Source organism: Streptomyces crystallinus (assembly GCF_039521265.1).
Classification (GTDB): Bacteria; Actinomycetota; Actinomycetes; order Streptomycetales; family Streptomycetaceae; genus Streptomyces; species Streptomyces crystallinus.
The window spans coordinates 19925-40370 of the sequence record NZ_BAAACA010000038.1; the positions used below are offsets into that span (position 1 = coordinate 19925).

Below are 20446 nucleotides of genomic sequence, written 5' to 3' on the forward strand. Positions count from 1 at the left end.
CCACCGGTGACGGTGGCCCGGCCCTTCGCCCGGTGCGGATCAGCTGTCGTGCGCGGCGTTCCCCGACAGGATCGGGATGTTGTTGAGGATGTGCGAGAGCGGCTCGTCGCCCTTGGCCTGGGTCGAGTTCTCGGTGCACTGCTGGGTCTGCTGCGGGGACAGGATCGGGATGTCCTGCACGCCGATGTTGATGAGCGCGAGCAGCGACTGCAGGTTGGCCTTCGCGGGCAGGGCGATACAGGGCTTGTTGAAGGAGCCCTGAATGAGCGCGATCTGCGGGCTCATGTCGCCGTAGGTGGCGGAGTTGCCGTAGGACTGCATCGCGTGGTTGCCGTTGTACGCGGTGGAGCCGTTCTCGTTCCCGATGGCCAGGGCCTGGGGCGCCGCAGCCGCGGAAACTCCGACGACGGACGCGGAAACGGCAACTGCCGCCATAGCCTTCTTGAGCACGCTGGTCCCTTCCTTGATGATGCCCCGTCCGGAATGGAGGCCCCCTCCGGAGCTGTCGGAGCTATCTGGTCAACTGACTTGTCGCCCTTTGGTTTCCCGCCTTCACCCGTACGGCCGAAGTCATGCGGCCTCCCGCGCGCGGGAGGATGGGGGAAGCCTCAACCGCGTTTCGCCGTGGACATGTTGGGGCGGCGGTGCAGATGCAGGAACGAGAGCCGGGTGTTCGTCTCGGCGGTGCGCAGGTGGGAGGGCGGGGCGGGAGCCGGGGCGGGCGTTCGCTCGCCGAGACCGGCGAACAGATGCCAGTCGTCCGGTGCCACCCGCCAGGACAGCCGTCCGGCCGCCGTGTGCACGTGCACCAGCGACCAGCCCGTACGCTCGGCGGTGACATCGCCGCCGTGCAGTCGCGCCACGTACGAGATCAGGGCGGCGCGTTCCTGGTGCAGGGCGTCCAGCTGGTGGTGCAGGGCCGCCAGCCGGTCGACGAGCCTGAGCTCCCTCTCGCTCCAGAAACCGCGGCGCCGGCGTCTGCCGGTCCCCGCGTCAGCCGCGCTCGCGCGCTTCAAAGGGCCTCCTGTGGGTGAGAAACGAAACGGAATGATAAACGGCCTGCATACGTGCGCCCCCGTGGCGCGCCGCATGGCAGCGCGAATTCGGTTCCCCACCGATCGGGTGAATGGGCGTCACTAAACAACACCAAGGCAGTTGATCGGAGTGCGGTAAACGCGTGAACTCCTCTCTCCAGAAAAGGAACACCCTGTGATCAAGAAGGTTATGGCGGCTACGGCGGTCACCGCGTCCATCCTCGGTGCCGCGGCCGTCACCGCTCCTCAGGCCATGGCCATCGGGAACGAGAACGGCTCCACGGCGTACAGCGGCAACGGCTCGAAGCAGGTCTACGGCAACCAGAAGACCGAGGGCGACATGAGCCCGCAGCTCAGCCTGGTCCAGGGCTCGCTGAACAAGCCGTGCATCGGTCTGCTCCAGAAGCTCAACGTGCAGTCGCTCATCGCCCTGCTCAACATCGGTGTCCAGGACATCCCGATCCTGTCCCCGCAGCAGAACCAGCAGTGCACCGAGAACTCGACCGAGTCGAAGAAGGACGAGCCCCTGTCGCACGTCCTCGACAACATCCCGGTCCTCTCGGGCAACGGCGCCGTCGGCAGCTGATCTCCGCTTTTCGGCGAGTTCACTGATTGACCGGGCTGCCGGCACCTCCTTTCCCGGGGTGCCGGCAGCCTCGTTTTCTTTCCGTGCTTTGTCTGTGTTTGTTCTCTTAGCCGGTCACGGGTGTTCCCGCCCGGTACGGCAGGGCTGCCAAGCGAGTGAATATGGGGTGCGGCCCCCGGCGCTGGTTTCCTTTACCGGGCCGGATCGTTATCAATCCGTCAGCGGTGCCTCTCCTGTGCGCCGCGCGCAACAATTCGTTGCGCGGCCTTTCTCAGAGGAAAGAGAAACAAGTGAAGTACATGAAGACCGCCACCGTCCTGGCCGGCCTCGTCATGGCCGCGGGTGCGGCCACCCCGGCTCTCGCCGACGCGGGCGCCCGCGGTGAGGCGCACAACTCCCCGGGTGTCATCTCGGGCAACGTCATCCAGGTGCCGGTCCACGTTCCGGTGAACGTGTGCGGCAACACCATCAACATCATCGCGCTGCTGAACCCCGCGTTCGGCAACGAGTGCAAGAACGACTGACACCGCACCAGGGATTCTTTCCCGCCGGCTTCGGGACGTGCGGCGGCATACCCCGAAGCCGGCTCCCCAGCCGAGAGCGCGAACAGACCGTGAGCCCCCAGGAAGGCACCGCATTGCGACAGGTCATCAAAAAGACGCTGTTCACCGCCATGGCGGCGACCAGCGTTCTCTCCATGAGCGGAGCCTGCGCCCACGCGGCGGACGCGCATTCCGAGACCGGGGATTCTCCGGGTGTCCTGTCCGGCAACTCCATTCAGGCCCCGCTGGACGTTCCGGTGAACGCCTGCGGCAACACGGTCGACCCGGTGGCGGCCCTCAACCCGTCGTTCGGCAACGAGTGTTCGCACGGCTCGGACGACGAGGACGCCTATGAGCGGGCGTACGAGCACGCGTACCGGCGGTACATGGACGAGCGCGAGGACGAGGACCGGGACGGGCGCGGGTCGTACGGGGACGGGCGCGGCGCGGGGTACGGCGACGACGACCGCCGCGACTACGGGCGCGACCGTGACCACGACCGCGGGTACGGGCGCGAGACCGGCTACGGGGGCGAGTACGGCGGGGACGACCGCCACGGCGACGACTACCGGCGGGACGAGTACCGCCACGAGGAGCATCGCCACGCCGGCCCCTCCGGCACGCACGGTGAGGCGCACGGCTCCCCGGGCGTCCTGTCCGGCAACGCGATCCAGGCGCCGGTGAAGGCGCCGGTCAACCTGTGCGGCAACACCGTCAACATCATCGCGCTGCTCAACCCGGCGTTCGGCAACGCGTGCGCGAACAAGGAGGGCGGCGGCGGCCCGCGCCACGCCCGCCCGCCGCACCCCACCCACCGCGCGGTCGTTCCTCCGCAGGCGCCCCACCACCCCGCGCCGCGCCCGCCGGTGGCGCACACGCCCGTACCGCAGCCCGTGGAGCACCCGCCCGCGGCCCACGCGCCCAAGCCCCACCAGGCGCCGAAGCCGCACCACGCGCCGAAGCCGCACGAGGCGCCCAAGCCGCACCACCCGGTCACGCACGACGCCCCCGCGCCGAAGCCGCCGGTGCACCACGTTCCGGCCCCGACGCCGCCGGTGCACCACGAGCATGCGGCGCCGCCCGTCCACCACGTTCCCGTGACGCCACCGGCGCACCACCGCCCGGCCATGCCCAAGCCGCCGGCCCCCAAGCCGCCGGTTGCCGAGGTGCCGCCCGCGCCGCAGCCGCCCGTGGCCCAGCCCCCGGTTGCTCAGCCCCCGGCCGTCCAACCGCCGGTGGCGCAGCCGCCCGTGGCCTCGCCGCCGAAGGTGACGCCGCCGGTGACGGTCCCGCCGCAGGCCGAGCAGCCCCCGGCGCACCCGCCCCTGCACACGCCGGAGACCGCCGGGCCCGAGGTGCCCGCGCAGGCCGTGACGCCGCCGGCGACCCGGGCGATGCCGCCGCAGCAGCCCGTACGCCCGTACACGCCCCGGCACGCGGCCCCCGCCGTCCACGAGGCGCCCGAGCGTGCGCAGCTCGCCGCGACCGGCGGTGACGCGGACCTGCTGGGCGCGGCCGGAGCGGCCGCCGCCGCGCTGCTGATCGGCGGCGGGATCCTCTACCGCCGCGGGACGGTCGCGGCCCGCGCCACCAGGTAGGTCAAGAAGGAGGCCGGGAGAGCAGGAGGGCGCTCTCCCGGCCACGGGGGGACGGTGACGTACCGTCACATCGAAGGTGCTCGCCCACGGCAGGAAGCCGACGGCTGGCGGACCAGCACCGTTCACGCACCTTTCAGTGCACCACACCGGCAGCGCCCCACCCGACCGCGTTCACCCGATCGGCGGTGACTTCACACGGACGGGGCCGAGGGCCCGGTGCCCAGGCGTCGTCGGACGCCCTTGAGGATGCGGCGGGCCGTGAAGTCCGCCCCGAGCGCCGATCCCATCAGCGGGCCGAAGAACGCCGTGGTCAACAGGCCCGCGAAGAACAGACCCGGGTGGGCGGATTCGAAGCGGGTGTCCACCCAGGGGGGTGCGTCGGGGGTGCGGCTGAGGCGGCGGCGTACCGGCATCGACAGCAGGGTCACGCGTTCCGTGCTCGGGCGGTAGCCCGCCGCCGTGGTCAGCCGGTCGGCGAGCAGGACGCGTACGACCGTGGGGAGGCGGCGGAACAGCGCCGGGTGGGTGGGGGCGAAGGGGAACTGCCCTGGTGGAGGCGGGGGTTGCGGGATGCTCCTCGGCTCTTCGAACGGGGTGGGGCCCACCGCCAGGGCCACCGTGCGGGTGCGCAGGCTCTCGCCGTCCGCCGTCACCACCTCGAAGCCGTCGCGGCCGTACGGGCGGACCGCCGTGACCCTGCGGTCGTCGACCGGGGCCGGGGCGCGGCCCAGCAGGCGCAGACGCAGGCCCGCCGCCGTGGCGTGGGCGGCGATCGAGCGGCCGTAGGGGCCCGCGCCGACGACGATCAGGTCGTACTCGTACATGTCTGCCTACCCCAATAGAGGGATCAACGCATCCAACTGATTATCTTCCCGATCAGCGTAATAAGAATATTTTCTGCTCGGGTATATCGGTTATGGGGGATCCGTCGTGGAGGAGTGGACATGCGCCAGGGGAAGCACCGCAACGGACATACCAGTGAGGGAAAGGGTGGAAAGGGGGGTCGGGGCCGGCATCGGCGGGGGAGTGGTCCCTCGGTCGCCGCCGTGCGGCGCGCTCTGTGCGCCGTGGTGGCCGGCGGCGCGCTCGTCTCGTGCCTCGCCGTATCCCCTCCGGGCCGTGACCCCGAACCGGCCGGTGGCGCTGAGCCGGGGCCCAAACACCCCTCCACCGCCTGGTTCGGTGCCTTCCTGGAATCCGACGACCGAGGGGTCCAGCGCATCGGGGAACTGGAGAAATGGCTGGGCGGGGCCGATCTGAGAGTCGGTCACACCTATCTGGCCGGGGGGACCTGGAACGATATCGAAGGCCATGCGCGATTCCTGGAGAGCTGGGCGCAGTGGCGGCGCCAGCGCCAGGACCGGCTCTTCGTCCTCAATGTGCCGATGCAGGCGCGCAATGAGGAGGGGGTGGGGGACAACACCGTTCGCCGGCTGCTGCGGCAGGGGCAGGAAGGGCAGTTCGACGAGCATTTCCGCAAACTCGCCGAGCGCCTCGTCGCGTTGAACATCCCGGACACGGTCATCGTGCTCGGCTGGGAGATGAACGGCACCACGTACACCCATCGCTGCGGACCCGACCCGGAGGCCTGGAAGACATACTGGCGGCGCGTCGTCACCGCGATGCGCTCGGTCCCCGGCCAGAAGTTCCGTTTCGACTTCGCGCCGAGCCGGGGACGGGACGCCGTACCGTGGACGGAATGCTATCCCGGTGACGACGTCGTGGACGTGATCGGCATGGACTCCTACGACCAGCCGCCGGGGCGGAGTTTCGACGAACAGGTCAAGGAGCCGTACGGCCTCCAGCAGCACGTGGACTTCGCCGCCGCGCACAAGAAGCAGATCTCCTATCCGGAGTGGGGGCTTTTCCGCAACGGCGACAATCCCGAATACATGCGGCGCATGCTCGAATGGATGGACGTCCACAAACCGCTCTACAACACCATCACCGACTACTGCCCGCACGGGGTGTGGCAGTGCGACGACAATCCGAAGGCGGCGAAGGTGTACCGGTCGGTGCTGTTCGGGCGTACGGAACCGAACCCGACCCCGCCGGTGGTCCCGCCCGTGACACCGCCCGTAACCCCTCCCGTGACACCGCCGGTCACTCCGCCGGTGGCGACACCTCCGGTTGCGCCGCCTGTGACGCCTCCCGTGACCCCGCCCGCCACGCCCCCGGTCGCCCCGCCCGTCGCCCCTCCGGTGACTCCTCCTGTCGCGCCCCCGGTCGCGCCGCCCGCGCCGAGCACCGTCGCGCCGCCGGTCAGCGCCGTCAAGCCGCCGGTCAACCCGCCCGCCGCCGCCCCGCTGCCCCCGGCCAACTGCCAGCCCATGGACCTCGGTCCGTGGATCGAGTACTGGCTCGGCGGCAAGCTCTGTCTGCGGTTCGACTGGTACGCGCGCCGCACCCACTGAGGCCACGCGCCTAGCTTGCTAGCACACTAGCCTGCTAGCATCCCTGTCGTGGGTGATGAGGAAGTCAAGCAATTCAACGTGTATCTGCCGATCTCACTGATCAAGCAGGTCAAGTACCGCGCCATCGAGTCGGGTACGTCGCTGTCGGCGCTGGTCGCCGAGGCGCTGCGGGTCTACCTCGACGACGCCCACCAGGCCGCACGGCCATCGACCGAGGGGGAGAACTGACATGGCGACCGAAGGAATCGAGGCCGTCTTCCTGACGACCCACAACTGGGGCAGGGCGGCGAAGTTCTTCCAGACGCTCGGCTACGAGCTGGAGTTCGCGACCGACCACAACTCGGCCATGCTCCGCAACGGCGAAGGCGCGTACGTCTTCGTCGCCGAGGTGCCGAAGGACCAGGAGCCGCAGACGCGGATCGTGCTGAAGGTGCCCGACGCGGACGCCTTCCCCGCCGACGCCGACCTGGACGTGGTCACGCCGTTCGAGGACACCCACTACGGGACCAGGGAGATGACCGTCCGCGACCCCGACGGGCGGGTGTGGAGCCTCCAGGCTCCGCGCGCCGACTGACCAGGGGATCAAGAGACCGAGGGGGAGATCATGGGAGACGTTCTCGTGGGGGAGCGGGCTGCCGCGCCCGACAACACCGCCGTACGGACCGCGCTGTGGCGGGCGCTGCACCTGGAGGTCGACCCGGCGCCGCATGTCGTCGAGGACGCCGTCGGGCTGCGGATCGCCGCGCCCGAGGACGGCTGGCGCGAGCGGCCGGACATGGACCCGCGGGCCACCGGCGGGCTGCGCGCGGCCATCGCGGCCCGCGCGCGGTTCGTCGAGGACCTGCTCGCCGAGCAGGCCGAGCGGGGGGTGGCCCAGTACGTCATCCTGGGCGCGGGCCTGGACACCTTCGCCCAGCGCCGGCCCGAGCTGGCCGCCCGGCTGCGGATCTTCGAGGTCGACCAGCCCGGGCCGCAGGCCTGGAAGCGCCGGCGGCTCGCCGAACTGGGCCATGACATTCCCGAGTGGCTGCGTCTGGTGCCGGTCGACTTCGAGGGACACGAGGACTGGTGGGAGGAGCTGGCCGCCGCCGGGTTCGACCCGGCGCGGCCCGCGGTGATCGTCTCCACCGGGGTCTCCATGTATCTGACGAAGGACGCCACCGCCGCGACCCTGCGCGAGATCGCCTCGCTGGCACCCGGGTCGGTGCTCGCCATGACGTTCATGCTGCCGGTCGAGCTCGTCGACGAGGCCGACCGGCCGGGCATGCGGGCCAGCGAGGAGGGCGCGCGGGCCTCGGGCACGCCGTTCCTCAGCTTCTATACGCCCGGCGAGATGCTGGCCTTGGCCCGCGCGGCCGGGTTCGCCGAGGTCCGCCATGTGTCGGCGGCCGAGCACGCCGAGCGCTACTTCGCCGGGCGCGCCGACGGCTTGCGGCCCTCCACCGGCGAGGACGTGCTGGTGGCCACCGTCTGACGCCCCGCCCGCAGTTCACGTACGTACGCGACGGCCCGGCGCCGGGCCGTCGCGTAGCGCGCGCACCACCACAGCAGGGGCGCCGCGCGGGTGCCGTGGGCCAGCAGGAAGCGCTGGTTGCGCAGGGTGTCGGGGCGCCAGTGGTGTTTGTACGGCTCGTCGCCGCGCAGCATGCTCAGGACGCTTCGGCCGCTGCCGTCGAGGCGGCGGGTGCAGGCGCGCATCAGCATCACAGCCACGTCCACCTTGTGCTCGCGCAGACGGGGGTGGGCGCCGTAGAGGTAGCCGCCCGCGAGAGCGGGTGACTGGAGGGTGAGTTCGGCGGCCACCACCGCGCCGTCGAGGCGGAACTCGGTCAGGACGGCCTCGCCGTGGGCCACCATCAGCCGGGCCGAGCGGGTGAGGTGTTCGGCGAACCGGGGGCGCACGTGCTCGCGCGTGACCCCGCGTCCGCGCCACTGCAACCGGTGCAGGATCAGGAGGGATTCGAGGGTGGCTTCCACCTCCTCGGGCGCCACCGCCCGCTCGTGCACGCCGAGGGTGTCGATCCTGCGGAGTTTGGCGCGCACCCGCTGGGCCGGTTTCGCGGCGAGCCGGGTGAGGAGGTCGTCCATCGGGGCCGCGGGCAGCTCCAGGCACGCCGAGTCCGGCAGGCTCGCGCGCACCCCCGGCCAGTGGGCGTGCAGCAGTTCGGCCGCGCCGCCCGGGCGCACCTCGCGCAGGTCCACCAGCGCGCCGCCCGCCGCCTCGCGCACCGCCGCCACCAGCGCGCGGGCCGCCTCGGGCGCGCAGGCGTCGTCGAGCAGCACGTCCGTGAAGTCGGTGATCGCGCCGCCCAGCGGTACCAGGGTGCGGAAGGGGCGGAAGGCCAGCATCAGCGGGGCCGCGGCGACCAGTTCGCCGTCCCGGCGCACCAGCACCACCCGCAGCCGCCCGGCCACGCCGTACGACGTCCACCACGAGTACAGCCACGCGTGGCTCTGGAACGGCGTCGCCGTGCGGCAGCGGCCGTGCAGGCGCCGCCACTCGGGGGCGAGGGCCGCGAACCGGCCGCCGTCCTTGCACACTTCGGCCACCAGGGCGGTGCCGGCCGGGGCGGTCGTGACCGTCACCGCGCGCCGCCGTAGGGCACCCCAGAGGGCAGGGCCGGGGCCGGGACGGGCGCCGGCTCGCGCCGCTTGGGGCGCACCAGCAGGATCAGCCCGCCGGTCAGGCCCCCGGCGCAGCCGCCGACCAGGGCGGTCAGGGAAGCGGGCGCCGACGACGGGTCGACGGGCTTGGCCGCGCGCGAGAACTGCACCAGCCGCACCCCCGTGCTCTCCTCGGTGTGCTCGCCGTTGACGGTCAGCGCACGGGCCACCGCGTTGGCGATGTCGGCGGCCTCGCCCGGCCGCCCCGAGGTGCCGGTGATGGCGATCATCGGCGCGTCCGGGGAGGTCGCCGTCTGCACGTTGCGGCGGATCGTGTCGGCGGGGACGCCCGCCCAGGCCTGGGCGTCGCCGATCACCGCGACCTGGGTGGCGACCCGGCCGTAGGCCTGGGCGAAGCCGAGGGCGGTGGCCGGGTCCGACTTGTCGGTGGGGGTGACCACCACATAGCTGGTCGCGGTGTACTCGGCGGGCCGCGCCAGCCCGTACACACCGCCCGCGAGGGCGCCGGCCAGCGCGCACACCGGCACCGGCCACCACCTCGGCAGCGGCCGCGCGCCCGGGTGGGCGCGCATCCGGCGCCACGGGCTGGGGAATTCGCTCATCGTGCGCTCGCTCCTTGGGTGACGGGGGAGGGGGAGGGTGTGCCGAGGACGGGGGGCGTGCCGTGCAGGGCCGCCTCGTAGACGGCGGTCAGGCGGGCCGCCGCCGTGGTGAGGGAGTAGTGGGTGACAGCGGGGGGTACGGGCAGGCGCCGGCCGGGGGGTGTGGCGCAGGCGGTCCGCAGGGTCTGGACGAAGGACGGCGCGTCGGTGCGTTGCGCGCCCGGGGCCTGGCCGGGGGGCAGGTCGTCGACGGCGGGGCAGGTCGCGTAGACGACCGGGAGGCCCGCGGCCAGGGCCTCCACCACCGCCAGGCCGAACGCCTCGTCGGCGGAGGGGGAGGCGAGCAGGTCCATCGCGGCGAGCAGCGCGGGCAGGTCGAGGCCGCCGCCCGGGCTCTCGTAGGCGCACTCGCCCGCGAAGCACACCCGGTCGCTCACGTTCAGGCGCGCGGCCAGCGCCCGCAGTACCGGTTCTTGTTCGCCGCCGCCGACCAGGAGGAGGTGGGCGTTCGGGAGGTGGGGCAGGGCGCGCAGGAGGACGTCGAAGCGTTTGCCCGCGACCAGGCGGCCGACCCCGCCGATGACGTACGCGTCCTGGGGCAGGCCCAGCAGGGCGCGGGCCCTGGACCGTACGAGCGCGTCGAAGCGGAAGCGGTCCGCGTCGATGCCGTTGGGGACGACGTGGATGCGGCGGGCGGGCACGCCCCACTCGCGCAGCCGCCGGGCGATCGTCGCGGAGACGGCGACCGTGGAGGTGCCCAGGCGTTCGGAGGCCAGATACAGGGCGCGGACCCCGGCGCCCAGCGGGCGGCCCTCGATGGTGGCGGCGCCCAGGGAGTGCTCGGTGGCGACGACCACGCGGACGCCGGCGAGGCGGGCGGCGGCTCTTCCGTACAGGCAGGCGCGGTAGAGGTGGGTGTGGACCAGGTCGTAACGGCCCTGGCGGATCAGGCGGGTGAGGCGGGGCAGGGCGCTCACATCGCGGTTGCCGCCCATGCCGAGGTGGCGGACCTCGACGCCGTCGGCGGCAAGGCCCTCGGCGACGGCGCCCGGGTTGGTGAGGGTGACCACCTCGCACTCGGCGGGCAGCCGGGGCAGGAGCAGGCGCAGTTGCTGTTCGGCGCCGCCGGTGGCGAGGCCGGTGATGACGTGCAGGACTCTCACCGTGCCTCCGCATCCGGGCCGGGGCGGGTCTCGGCGCTCGTGTTCTCGTCCCGCGAGGGGCGGGGCGGGCCGAGGACGGGCGGGCGGTCCTCGGGCAGGAAGCCCGCGCCCGGGCCGTCGCCGGGCGGGCGGCGGCGCCAGCGGTGCAGGGCGCGTTTGAGGTGCAGGCGCACGCTGGTGTCGCGCTCGCCGATGTGGACGCGGGGCAGGGCGTAACGGCCGGTCAGGGGGCCGGGGTCGATGGCGCAGGCGTAGCGGTAGCCGGCCGCGCGGACCGCGTCGGCGGCCCGCTGGTCGACGGTTCCGTACGGGTAGCAGAAGCCCGCCACCTCGCGGCCGGTCAGGGCGCGCAGCAGGGCGCGGCTCTCGGTGGTCTCGCGGCGCAGGGTGGCGTCGTCGGCGGTGGTGAGGTCGGTGTGGAGCAGGCCGTGCGAGCCGATCTCCATGCCCCACGTCAGGGCGCGCCGGATGCCGTCCTCGTCGAGGAGGGGGCGGCGCGGGCCGCGCGGGTCCCACGCGTTGCTGCCGCCCAGGCGCCCGGGCAGGGCGAACACGGTGGCCGTGCAGTCGTAGCGGCGCAGCAGCGGCAGCGCCTCCTCGGTGAAGTCGGCGTACCCGTCGTCGAAGGTGAGGCCGACCAAGTGGGTGCCGCCGCCGGCGGCGCGGGCGCGCAGCAGCTGGGCCATGCCGACGCCGAGCAGGCCCCGGGCGCGCAGCCAGCGCAGCTGTCGCTCCAGGCGGCGGGGGGTGACGGTGATGTCGTACGGGTCGTCCTCGCGGGCGTCGGCGCGGGCGCCGACCGAGTGGTACATCGCCGCCCACAGGGCGGGGGTGTCAGCGGGCATGCCTCGGCCTTCGGGTGAGGGGGCGGGACAGCAGGCGCAGCAGGGTGCGCAGCAGGAGCAGCGGTGCGAAGCCGCGTACGCGGGCGGCGCGGGCCAGCACGAGGAAGGCGGCCGTGGCCGCGAGAGAGCCGGTGGCCAGGGCCGCGACGGGGTCGGTGACGCGGGCGGCGCACCACCAGCACACCGCGCCCGCGCCCGTCCCGGCGGCGGCCAGTTTCAGCAGGTCGGCGGCGGCCCGGCGGCGGCGCAGGCCGACCGGGCGCCGGCCCGCGCCGGCGAGCAGCAGCAGCGCGCCCACCGCGATGCCCAGCGCGTTGGCGGCGGCGATGCCGCGCGCGCCCCACAGGGGTGCGGCCCACGCCCCGGCAACGGCCGTCACCGCCAGGCACACCAGCATGGTGGCGGCCGGGTACCAGGTGGGGCGGGCCGCCGAGAAGAAGGAGCGGACCAGGACGCCGACCATGGTCTGGGCGAGCAGGCCGAGGGCGTAGACGCGCATCACGGCGGCGGTGGCGGCGGTGTCGGCGGGGCCGAACGCGCCGCGCTGGAAGAGGATCTCGACGATCTGCGGGGCGCAGCCGACCACGACGGCGCCGCCGAGCAGCACGATCGCGCCCGCCACCAGCAGGTCGCCCTCGACGCGGCGGCGGGCCCGCTCGGTCTCGCCCGCCGCGAGCGCGCGGGCGACGACGGGGAAGGTGACCGTGCAGAGCATCAGGGAGAGCACCATCGGCATCTGCGCCACTTTCTGGGCGTAGTTGAGGTGCGAGATGGCTCCGGCGGGCAGCGGGGCGGCGAGGTGGCGCTCGACGAGGGTCTGGCACTGGCGGCCGAGCGCGAAGACGACGACGGGGGCGACCATGGCCAGGCGCAGGGCGCCGGAGGGTTCTTTGGGGGTGCCGGTGGGTTCCTCGCGGGGCATTTCGGGAGGGGAGGCGGGGCGGGGGGCGGGCAGGGCGGGGGCCCGGCTGGGCGCGGGAGGGCGCCGCAGCCGCCACAGCGAGGGGGTCTGGGCGGCGACCATCAGGGTGCCGCCCGCCGCGACCCCGGCCGCCGCCGCCCGTACGCCCCAGGACGGGCCGAAGGCCAGCAGGACGGTGATGATGCCGATGTTGTACGCCACGTAGATCGTCGCGGGGGCGAGGAAGCGGGCGTGGCCGCGCAGGGCGGCGCTGCAGTATCCGGCGAGGCCGAAGGTGAGGGCGCAGGTCGCGGTGAGGCGGGTGCAGTCGGCGGCCAGGCCGGGGTTCGCGAGGCCCGGCGCGAGCAGGCCGACCAGGGCGGGCGCGGTCGCCATCAGCAGGGCCGCGAGGGCGGCGAGGGCCAGCATCAGGCGGGGGAGGGTGGCGGCGACCAGGGCCTTGACCGGGTCGGGGCCGCCGCGTTCGCGGCGCACGGCGGCGAGGCTGAACGCCGGTACGAGCACCAGCGCGAGGCCGTCCTCGATGAGCAGGGTCGCCGCGACCTCCGGCACCGTCCACGCCACCAGGAACGCGTCGGTGTCGTCGTCGGCGCCGAAGACGTGCGCGAACGTCTGGTCGCGCAGCAGCCCGAGGACCGCGCCCGCCACGGTGAGCGCGGCCGTGACGGCCGCCGCCCTGGCCAGGAAGCCGCTGGAGGCGGAGTCCCGCCGGTGGGCCGCGCCCTGACGGTCCGTCGGTGGGGCGTCCGGGCGGGTAGGGGAGGCGTCGCTCATCGGCGGGCGCCCTCCCCGGGCCCGTCGCCTCGCCCGAGCGCCCACCAGGCGGCGAGGCCGAGGGCGAGGGCGGTCAGGACGGTGGAGGGGCCGCCGATGTCGCCGTAGAAGAAGTCGACCAGGAGCCACAGGAGCAGGCCGGTGGCGGCCAGGCCGCAGTCGCGGTCGCGGCGCAGGCCCCGGGCCGCCGCGTGCAGCCGGCGCAGGGCGCACACCAGGAGCGCCGCCCAGCCCGCGACCAGGGTGCACACCCCCGTCAGGCCCTGTTCGCTCAGCACCAGCAGGTACATGTTGTGGGGGGAGAGCAGGGGCTGGCGGCGGAAGGCGGCGCCCGCGCCCGCGGTGTCGCTGCCGGAGGACAGGGCGAGCGGGGCGTGGCTGTCGCGGTGCGCGGGGAAGGCCTTCAGACCCACGCCGGTCAGCGGGGACTCGCGCCACATCCCGGCGGCCGCGCTCCACAGGGTGTACCGGTCGGTGACGGACTGGTCGGGGGTGTCGGCGACCTGGGTGATGCTGGACAGGCGTTCTTGCAGCAGCGCGGTGCCGGCTCCGGCGCCGCCGACGACGACCACGGCGAGCGCGAGGGCGCCGGCCGCGACGCGCAGGGCCCGGCGCACCCCCGCCAGAAGCAGCAGCGCCCCGCAGGTGACGGCGGTGGCGATCCAGGCGCCCCGGCTGAAGGACAGGGCCAGCGGCAGGAGCAGCAGCGCCGCGCACACCAGGGCGGCGGGGCGCTGGGCGCGGCCGGCGCGGGCGTCGGGCGCCAGCGCCAGGCCGACCGCGCACACCAGCCCGAAGGCGACGACGGTGGCCATGCCCATGATGTCAAAGGCGCCGAAGGTGCCGACGGCGCGGATGTCCTCGCCCATGTAGGAGGCGCCGGTGGCGGTGGCGTACTGGCGCACGCCCACCGCGCCCTCGAACAGGGCGAGCGCCACCAGCGCCCAGGCGACGAGCGTGAAGTCGCGGCGCTCGCGCACCAGGAGGAGCACCGACACCGGTACGAGGACGAAGATCTCCAGGTAGCGGGCGAGTCCGGCGAGCGCGTCGCCGGGGCCCTGGGCTCCGGCGGCGGCCACCGCGATGCCGGTGGCGGCGGCCGCGAACAGCCCGGCGGCCAGCGGGCTCAGGGGGCGCGCCCCGGACCTCAGCGTGGCGAGCGGCGCCCACAGGACGAGGAGGCCGCAGGCGGCGTCGGCGAGGGTGCCGCTGCCCTCGCCGCCCGGGGGCGGCGCCGCCAGCAGGAGGAGGACGGCGAGCAGCGGCAGCAGGTGTACGTGGCGGTGCGCGGCGGCCGTGGCCGCGGCGGCGAGGCCGGGCGGGGTGGGGGTCCGGGGCAGCGCCGCCGCGTTCTGACTCATCGTCAGCTCCCTGTCGGACGCACCAGGGACGCCGCCGTGCGCAGCAGGACGCACACGTCCTGCCAGGGCGACCAGTGGTCGATGTAGTAGTTGTCGTAACGGGCCCGGTCCTCGATGGAGGTGTCGCCGCGCAGCCCCTCCACCTGGGCCAGGCCCGTGATGCCGGCCGGCATCCGGTGGCGGGCCCAGTAGCCGGGGTGGGACTGGCCGAACTGGGCCACGAAGTAGGGCCGTTCGGGGCGCGGCCCCACCAGGCTCATGTCGCCGCGCACCACGTTCCACAGGTTGAGCAGCTCGTCCAGCGAGGTGAGCCGCATCAGACGGCCGGTGCGGCTGATGCGCTCGTCGTGCGCCACGCTCCAGCGGGTGGCCGCCTCGTGCGCGTCGGCGGGGCGCAGGGTACGGAACTTGCAGAGCGTGAAGGGGCGCCCGTCGCGGCCCACGCGCTCCTGGCGGAACACCACGCCCGGCCCGTCACTGGAGCGCAGCAGCACCGCGCACACCATCAGCACCGGCGAGGCCAGCACCAGCGCGGGCACCGCCACGCACAGGTCCAGCACCCGCTTCACGGCGAACCCCGGGCGGCGCACCCCGCCCGCCTGCACCCGGCGCACCGGGAACCCGGCGAGCTCCGCGCCCCGCACCCGGTGGCCGCCCACGCCCGGGGCGCGGGTGTCGACGTACCACAGGGCGCAGCCCCAGCTCTCCAGCTGGCGCAGCAGCAGCGAGTGGTCGGCGTCGGCGGCGTCGGTGAACAGCACGTCGCGGACGCTGTTCTGGATGACCGCGCGCTGCACCTCCTCGATGGTGCGCAGCACCGGCACCGCCACCGGCTCGGGCACCGGCTGGAACACCGGCAGCACCACCCCCACCGGCCGGATCCCGCCGTGCGGGCGCCGCCCGAGCGCCGCCGTCAGCCGCAGCGCGGTGGCCGGGCCCACCACCAGCGCGGAGCGCGGCGCACGCGCGGCGCGCCGCCTGCGCACCCCGTACGCCCCTGCCCGCCCCGACAGGCTCACCGCCACTTGTACGGCGACGGCGCCGGCCAGCACCGACAGCGCCAGCGCCGGCCCCGGGCGCACGGCCGCCAGCACGCACCACGCCACGGCCGCCCTGAAGAGGAGGGCGGGCACCTCCTCCAGGACGCCGCGCGCCGCGGTGACGCCGTCCGGCCGGTAGAGCCCGGCGTGCGCGTTCAGCACGAGCACGCACAGCACCAGCGCGCCGGCCACCGGATAGGGCAGCCCCGCGCCGCCCGCCACGGCCCCGGCCAGCACGGCGCAACCGTCCACGGCCATCAGGGCGGCATCGGTGCGCGGCGGGGCCGGGCGCCGCACGGGCAGCGGCGGCGGGGCGGGCACCCGCCCGGGTGCCGCCACGGTCGAGACGGCCCCCGCCGCACCGCCGCCGCCCCGGCGCGGACCCGCCGGGGAAGGAACGCCCCCTGTGGGGGAGGGGACGGTGTTGTCCGCAGTCACTTGAAGCTGGGTTCCCTGCACTCGGAGCGCCCGGCGCCGGTCAGTTCGCGGTAGAGGGCCGCGATCGCTTCCGCCGTCCGGCGCACATCGTGGGTGGTGGTCACGTGCTGGTGGCCCTGGTGGCCCAGGGTGTCGCGCAGCGGCGCGTTGAGGAGCAGAGCGCCCACGGCCCGGGCCAGCGCCTGCGGGCTGTCCGGCGGGACGAGGCAGAACAGGGCGTGCCCGGGCGGCAGGCTCTGGGACGAGCCGCCCACATCAGTAACGACGACGGGTTTCTGGCAGGCCATCGCCTCCAGGGGGGCCAGCGCCATGCCCTCCCAGCGGGAGGGCAGGACGACGACGTCGGCGGCCCGGTACCAGGCGGCGACGTCCTCGACGGCCCCGGCGAACAGCACGGAGGCGGGGGCGGCCGCGCGCAGGGCCGCCTCGTCGGGGCCGTCGCCCACCAGGGCGAGGCGGGCCGAGGGCAGTTCGGCGGACAGCTCCCGCCAGGCCTCCAGCAGGACGTCCTGGCCCTTTTGGCGGCACAGCCGCCCCACGCACACCACCAGGGGCGCTTCCGCGTCCACCCCGGGCAGTGCGGCGCGCGGTTCCTCGCCGGGAAAGGCCGGGCGGTAGCGGGTGAGGTCGACGCCGTTGGGGATCACCACCGGGCGGCCCCGCACCCCGGCCCGCTCGCCGGTGCGGCGCTCGCCCTCGCTGACGCACACCGTCCGCGCCGCCCAGCGCGCCGCGGCCCGCTCCCAGGCGCGCGAGGCGAGCGCGAGGGGACCGGTGACGGCCTCGAACGACCAGGCGTGCGGCTGGAAGACGGTCGGCACCCGCCCGCGCACCGCGAGCCGCGCGGCCACCCCGGCCTTGGCGCTGTGCGCGTGCACCACGTCGGGCCGCAGCCGCCGGATCAGCCGGGCGGCCCGCGCCGTCTCGCCCAGCAGGCCCGGGCCGGGGGAGCGGGTCGCCTCCCACGGATACGTGTCGGCGCCGAGCAGGGCCGCCTCCGCGCCCAGGCGTCCCACGCCCGGACAGGCCACCGACACCCGCATCCCGCCCCGCAGCTGATCCCGCACCAGATCGGCGACCACCCGGGCCACCCCGCCCTCGACCGGCTGCACCAGGTGCAGGACGTGCGGGGAATACGGGAGGTGCGGCGCGGGCCCGGTTTCCGGTCCGGCGTCGGGGAATTGCGGCTGCACGCGCGGTCACTCCGCTCATCGGAAGGTATTCATATAAGCGGCCCGCCGAACGGGTGTGCGTCCCCCCGGGTCGGTCATGGAATTCCGCATTGCTGAGCCGGATGGCTGAGCACCCGGCTTACCGCTGTTTCGAGGGGTCAACGGGTGGGAAACGACTGTAGCCGTATTCATCGCCGGGGATCGTCATGAATGTGTTTCGGAGTGTCCCATCGGGTGATCATCCGTATCCGATCGTAAACAGCCTCGTTGATGAAGTGCCCTCTTCTTTGCCTGAAAGGAAAAAGTGATGAAGCGAATTGTGAAGTCGGTGGCGGTGGCGGGTACGGGCGCCGCGGTCGTGCTGCTCGGCGCCGGTGTCTCGGCCGCCGACAGCCACGCCCAGGGCGAGGCGACCAACTCCCCGGGTGTCATCTCCGGCAACCTCATCCAGGTGCCCGTCCACGTGCCGGTCAACCTCTGCGGCAACACCATCAACCTGGTCGGTCTGCTCAACCCCGCGTTCGGCAACGTGTGCGTGAACGACTGAGTTCACCCAGTCGGGCCACAACTCGCGGCCTTGACCTGCGTTGATCGATAGGCCGGGCGAGAACGCCCGGCGCCAGCCCCCCATCAAGAGGAGCGCTTCTTCATGTCGCGTACCGCCAAGGCCCTCGCCCTCTCCGCCGCTGCCGCCGCGGCCGTCGCCGGCGGTGCCGGCGTCGCCGCCGCCGACAGCCACGCGAACGGCGAGGCAGTCGGCTCCCCGGGTGTCATCTCCGGCAACCTCATCCAGGTGCCGGTGCACATCCCGATCAACCTCTGCGGCAACACCATCGACGTGATCGGCCTGCTGAACCCGGCGTTCGGCAACGTGTGCAAGAACGACTGACGTTCCCTCACGTCGGGCCGTACGGCCGCGCCGTACCCGGACCGCCCTCCCCCGTCGGGGGAGGGCGGTCCCGCGTGTGGGGCGGCGGCCGGGACCCGGGCCCCGGCCGCCTGCCCGGCGCCCGATCGGCCGTACGGCCCGTCAGCTCGCTCCCACCCGTTGTCCCAGTTCAGGGACGTGAGGAACCGTCAGTCGATCGCCCGGTGTGATCATCCGGTTGCAGGGGTGTCACCTCCCCCACAAGGTGAGGGAAATCCTCCCCTCACCGAAGGAGACCCCGTACATGCGTGGTCGCGTCTCTCGTCGTATCACCGCAACCGCCGTCTCGGCCGCGATCGTCTTCGGCGTCGCGGGTGCGGCGGGCACCGCGATGGCCACCGAGGCACCGCAGAAGCGGCCGGTGGCGGTTCCGTCCGACGCCCCGGTCCCGGACCTCGGCCCGGCCTCCGGTCTGCTCAAGCCGATCTCCTCGCTCGCGGAGGTGGTCGGCGCGGTGCAGGCGCTGCTGGACGGTGTGGTCAAGGGGCTGCCCGCCGCGGACATCACCAAGCTCGCGGACGCGGTGAAGGCCGCGATCGCCAAGGTGACCTCGGCCGCCGGCCCCGCGACCTCGGCGCTCCCGGCGACCCCGCCCGCGGCCCCGGCGCTGCCCGCGCTCCCGTCCCTCGGGCTTCCGCTGCCCGTGGCGAAGGCGGCCCCCGGCGCCCCGGCCGCCGACCCGGTGGCCGACGCGCTGGCCACGGTCCAAAAGGCCGTGGACAAGCTGGTCAAGGACCTCGCCGCCGCGAACGTCGCCGCCGTCGTCGCCGATGCCACCGAGGTGGTCACCGCCCTGCTCAAGGCGCTTCTGGCCGCCGTGCTCAGCGCCCTCAAGCTGCCCGCGCTGCCGTCGCTGCCCGTCTCGGTCCCCGGTCTGCCGGTCTCCTGAGCGCGCCACTCCCGTACGACCCGCAAGAACCGAAGCGCCGGTCCCCGACGGGGTCGGTGCTTCGTGCCGTGCGCCGCCGGGCCGCCCGGATGCTCATACGAGAATCCGTTTCGTACGAGTATCGGCGCGGCCCACTTCATCCGAGTGGTCCGGCAACAATTTCCCGATTGCTGGGTTTCCCTCGGGCGGGGAGGTCGTTAGCCAAGAGGAAGCGCGTGACACTTTGAATAGCGCATATGCGCACATGTGTATACGCGCCCAGCAATCAGCACACGCGACGAAATGTCGCCACGGAAGGAACGAAGATGAAGCCGATGAAGGTCGCCGCGGTCGTTGCCGGTTCCCTGGCGGTGGTGGGGGCCGCGGCCCCGGCGTTCGCGTCGGGCGGTATGGGCGCCCCCGGTATGACCCCCACCAGCCTCAACGGCGGTGTGGAGACGCTGGCCAACCAGGCGCTGACCAACCCCACGCCCACCGTCGTGCAGACGGACGCCCTCGACCCGAACAAGGAAGACTCCCTGTTCCACACGCTCGGGCAGGCCACCAGCAGCGCCAACAAGACCAATGGCCTGGTCCCGGCGGGACTTCTCGGCGGCCTTCCGGTCGGGCACTGATAAATACCGGAGAAAACGGCGGATTTGTTTTTCCGGGGCGTACGGGACCCGTGGCTCGCCGGATTTACGAATTCCCGGGAAGCGGAATTCCTGGAAAGTGGGGGCGCCGGGCGGCCGCATGTGCGGGCGGCCCGGGTGGTGTCCGGGTGACGGGCCCGGACGGGGGCGCGCGGACCGCGTCGCGCGGACCGGTGGACAGGGGCGCGGGGGCGGGCGCTCAGGCTCGGCCGAGGGCGACCCACAGCCCGGCGGAATCCGGTTCGCCCTAACGAGTGGCCTTTGCTCCTGGTCTCTCCCCGATGTCGCTAGAGTCCCGGCATGACCTCAGCTTCCAGTGCCGTACACCCTTCCAGGACCGCCCAGTTGGGCACGCTCGCCCTGCTCGCGTGGAGCGGACCGCACTTCGAGGAGGACCGCGACGTGGCCTTCCTCATGGTGTACTCGCTCGGCGACGGCGAGGGCGGCGCCGAGGGTGCCGAGGCGGCCGCCCGGGACCTGCTGGAGGAGATGGGCATGCCGGCCGGGACCGTCAACGACGTCTCCCACGGGGCGCGGCTGCCGGTGAAGCTCCTCCTGGAGGGCGGCCAGGTGACGCTGACGATGCCTCAGCTCAACGTCCAGTGCGTCACGCCCCCCGAGTGGATGGACGCGGCGCAGGCCGAGGACGCCGCGCACTTCATCTTCGCCACCCGCCCCTGGCCCGAGGCGGTGCCGGGCACCCCGGTCACCGAGGCGATGATGCGGGCCTTCGTCGGCGACGAGGAGACGCTGATGAGCGCGGGCCACTGCGTCCTGCCGGTCAGCCGGCTGCGCAAGTAGCCCGCGGCCGGGCGTACGCAGACGTACGGAGGCGGCGTGCGCCGCGGACGGGAAGTCCGCGGCGCACGCCGTTCTCATGT

At 73.7% G+C, this 20446-nt stretch carries 23 protein-coding genes; 12 read left to right on the forward strand and 11 right to left on the reverse strand.

All coding sequences use genetic code 11. From position 1 onward, the window contains the following. Positions 1-39: 39 nt before the first annotated feature. Complete coding sequence (locus ABD236_RS26285; RefSeq protein ID WP_344077580.1) at positions 40-450, reverse strand: rodlin; 411 nt, start codon at positions 448-450, stop codon at positions 40-42. A gap of 158 nt (positions 451-608) precedes the next feature. Beyond that, positions 609-1016, reverse strand: a complete 408-nt coding sequence (locus tag ABD236_RS26290; protein WP_344077582.1) for a hypothetical protein — start codon at positions 1014-1016, stop codon at positions 609-611. 193 nt (positions 1017-1209) lie between these two features. Here ABD236_RS26290 and ABD236_RS26295 point away from each other — a divergent pair, with 193 nt between their 5' ends. From ABD236_RS26295 to ABD236_RS26305, 3 genes are all read left to right on the forward strand, one after another. Then, positions 1210-1620 carry a rodlin gene (locus ABD236_RS26295; protein ID WP_344077584.1) on the forward strand — a complete coding sequence of 137 codons (411 nt, stop codon included), beginning with the start codon at positions 1210-1212 and terminating at the stop codon, positions 1618-1620. A gap of 299 nt (positions 1621-1919) precedes the next feature. Then, complete coding sequence (locus ABD236_RS26300) at positions 1920-2144, forward strand: chaplin (RefSeq protein ID WP_344077986.1); 225 nt, start codon at positions 1920-1922, stop codon at positions 2142-2144. A 173-nt stretch (positions 2145-2317) separates the two neighbouring features. Next, positions 2318-3760 carry a chaplin gene (locus ABD236_RS26305; protein WP_344077587.1) on the forward strand — a complete coding sequence of 481 codons (1443 nt, stop codon included), beginning with the start codon at positions 2318-2320 and terminating at the stop codon, positions 3758-3760. A gap of 191 nt (positions 3761-3951) precedes the next feature. On the opposite strand, the gene ABD236_RS26310 is transcribed toward ABD236_RS26305, so the two are convergent. After that, a complete protein-coding gene (locus ABD236_RS26310; protein ID WP_344077590.1) occupies positions 3952-4584 on the reverse strand; it encodes a hypothetical protein in 633 nt (210 codons plus the stop codon). 222 nt (positions 4585-4806) lie between these two features. On the opposite strand from ABD236_RS26310, the gene ABD236_RS26315 reads away from it, so the two are divergent. Genes ABD236_RS26315 through ABD236_RS26330 form a run of 4 tightly spaced genes read left to right on the forward strand, consistent with a single transcriptional unit; the run spans position 4807 to position 7648 of the window. Next, positions 4807-6174: a glycoside hydrolase family 26 protein gene (locus ABD236_RS26315; protein ID WP_425543959.1), complete on the forward strand. Its 1368-nt coding sequence runs from the start codon at positions 4807-4809 to the stop codon at positions 6172-6174. Between the two features lie 48 nt (positions 6175-6222). Next, the gene (locus ABD236_RS26320; protein WP_344077592.1) at positions 6223-6402 is read left to right on the forward strand and encodes a CopG family transcriptional regulator; all 180 of its coding nucleotides are present in this window, start codon (positions 6223-6225) and stop codon (positions 6400-6402) included. Between the two features lies 1 nt (position 6403). Next, positions 6404-6748: a VOC family protein gene (locus tag ABD236_RS26325; RefSeq protein ID WP_344077594.1), complete on the forward strand. Its 345-nt coding sequence runs from the start codon at positions 6404-6406 to the stop codon at positions 6746-6748. A 30-nt stretch (positions 6749-6778) separates the two neighbouring features. Next, the gene (locus tag ABD236_RS26330; RefSeq protein WP_344077596.1) at positions 6779-7648 is read left to right on the forward strand and encodes a class I SAM-dependent methyltransferase; all 870 of its coding nucleotides are present in this window, start codon (positions 6779-6781) and stop codon (positions 7646-7648) included. Here the strand turns inward: ABD236_RS26330 and ABD236_RS26335 are convergent. Genes ABD236_RS26335 through ABD236_RS26370 form a run of 8 tightly spaced genes read right to left on the reverse strand, consistent with a single transcriptional unit; the run spans position 7579 to position 17137 of the window. Continuing rightward, positions 7579-8760 (reverse strand): GNAT family N-acetyltransferase, encoded by a 1182-nt coding sequence (locus tag ABD236_RS26335; protein ID WP_344077598.1) that lies wholly within the window; start codon positions 8758-8760, stop codon positions 7579-7581. The genes ABD236_RS26330 and ABD236_RS26335 overlap by 70 nt on opposite strands. Next, a complete protein-coding gene (locus ABD236_RS26340) occupies positions 8757-9401 on the reverse strand; it encodes a YveK family protein (RefSeq protein WP_425543960.1) in 645 nt (214 codons plus the stop codon). The genes ABD236_RS26335 and ABD236_RS26340 overlap by 4 nt, the downstream gene beginning before the upstream one ends. After that, on the reverse strand, positions 9398-10564 hold the full coding sequence (locus tag ABD236_RS26345) for a glycosyltransferase (protein WP_344077600.1): 1167 nt from the start codon (positions 10562-10564) through the stop codon (positions 9398-9400). Before ABD236_RS26345 ends, ABD236_RS26340 begins: the two co-directional genes overlap by 4 nt. Next, the gene (locus ABD236_RS26350) at positions 10561-11376 is read right to left on the reverse strand and encodes a polysaccharide deacetylase family protein (protein ID WP_425543965.1); all 816 of its coding nucleotides are present in this window, start codon (positions 11374-11376) and stop codon (positions 10561-10563) included. The genes ABD236_RS26345 and ABD236_RS26350 overlap by 4 nt, the downstream gene beginning before the upstream one ends. 22 nt (positions 11377-11398) lie before the next feature. Further along, positions 11399-13105 (reverse strand): lipid II flippase MurJ, encoded by a 1707-nt coding sequence (locus tag ABD236_RS26355; RefSeq protein WP_344077604.1) that lies wholly within the window; start codon positions 13103-13105, stop codon positions 11399-11401. Beyond that, positions 13102-14466: an O-antigen ligase family protein gene (locus ABD236_RS26360; RefSeq protein WP_344077607.1), complete on the reverse strand. Its 1365-nt coding sequence runs from the start codon at positions 14464-14466 to the stop codon at positions 13102-13104. The genes ABD236_RS26355 and ABD236_RS26360 overlap by 4 nt, the downstream gene beginning before the upstream one ends. A 2-nt stretch (positions 14467-14468) precedes the next feature. Continuing rightward, on the reverse strand, positions 14469-15944 hold the full coding sequence (locus tag ABD236_RS26365; RefSeq protein ID WP_344077610.1) for an exopolysaccharide biosynthesis polyprenyl glycosylphosphotransferase: 1476 nt from the start codon (positions 15942-15944) through the stop codon (positions 14469-14471). Further along, the gene (locus tag ABD236_RS26370; RefSeq protein WP_425543961.1) at positions 15941-17137 is read right to left on the reverse strand and encodes a glycosyltransferase family 4 protein; all 1197 of its coding nucleotides are present in this window, start codon (positions 17135-17137) and stop codon (positions 15941-15943) included. Before ABD236_RS26370 ends, ABD236_RS26365 begins: the two co-directional genes overlap by 4 nt. A 286-nt stretch (positions 17138-17423) precedes the next feature. On the opposite strand from ABD236_RS26370, the gene ABD236_RS26375 reads away from it, so the two are divergent. From ABD236_RS26375 to ABD236_RS26395, 5 genes are all read left to right on the forward strand, one after another. Next, a complete protein-coding gene (locus tag ABD236_RS26375) occupies positions 17424-17663 on the forward strand; it encodes a chaplin (RefSeq protein ID WP_344077612.1) in 240 nt (79 codons plus the stop codon). 102 nt (positions 17664-17765) lie between these two features. Then, positions 17766-18005 carry a chaplin gene (locus tag ABD236_RS26380; protein ID WP_344077614.1) on the forward strand — a complete coding sequence of 80 codons (240 nt, stop codon included), beginning with the start codon at positions 17766-17768 and terminating at the stop codon, positions 18003-18005. A 283-nt stretch (positions 18006-18288) separates the two neighbouring features. Then, positions 18289-18933: a hypothetical protein gene (locus tag ABD236_RS26385; RefSeq protein ID WP_344077616.1), complete on the forward strand. Its 645-nt coding sequence runs from the start codon at positions 18289-18291 to the stop codon at positions 18931-18933. Between the two features lie 305 nt (positions 18934-19238). After that, a complete protein-coding gene (locus ABD236_RS26390) occupies positions 19239-19547 on the forward strand; it encodes a hypothetical protein (RefSeq protein ID WP_344077619.1) in 309 nt (102 codons plus the stop codon). Positions 19548-19865: 318 nt separating this feature from the next. Further along, positions 19866-20366: a DUF5949 family protein gene (locus ABD236_RS26395; protein WP_344077621.1), complete on the forward strand. Its 501-nt coding sequence runs from the start codon at positions 19866-19868 to the stop codon at positions 20364-20366. The last annotated feature ends 80 nt before the right edge of the window (positions 20367-20446 follow it).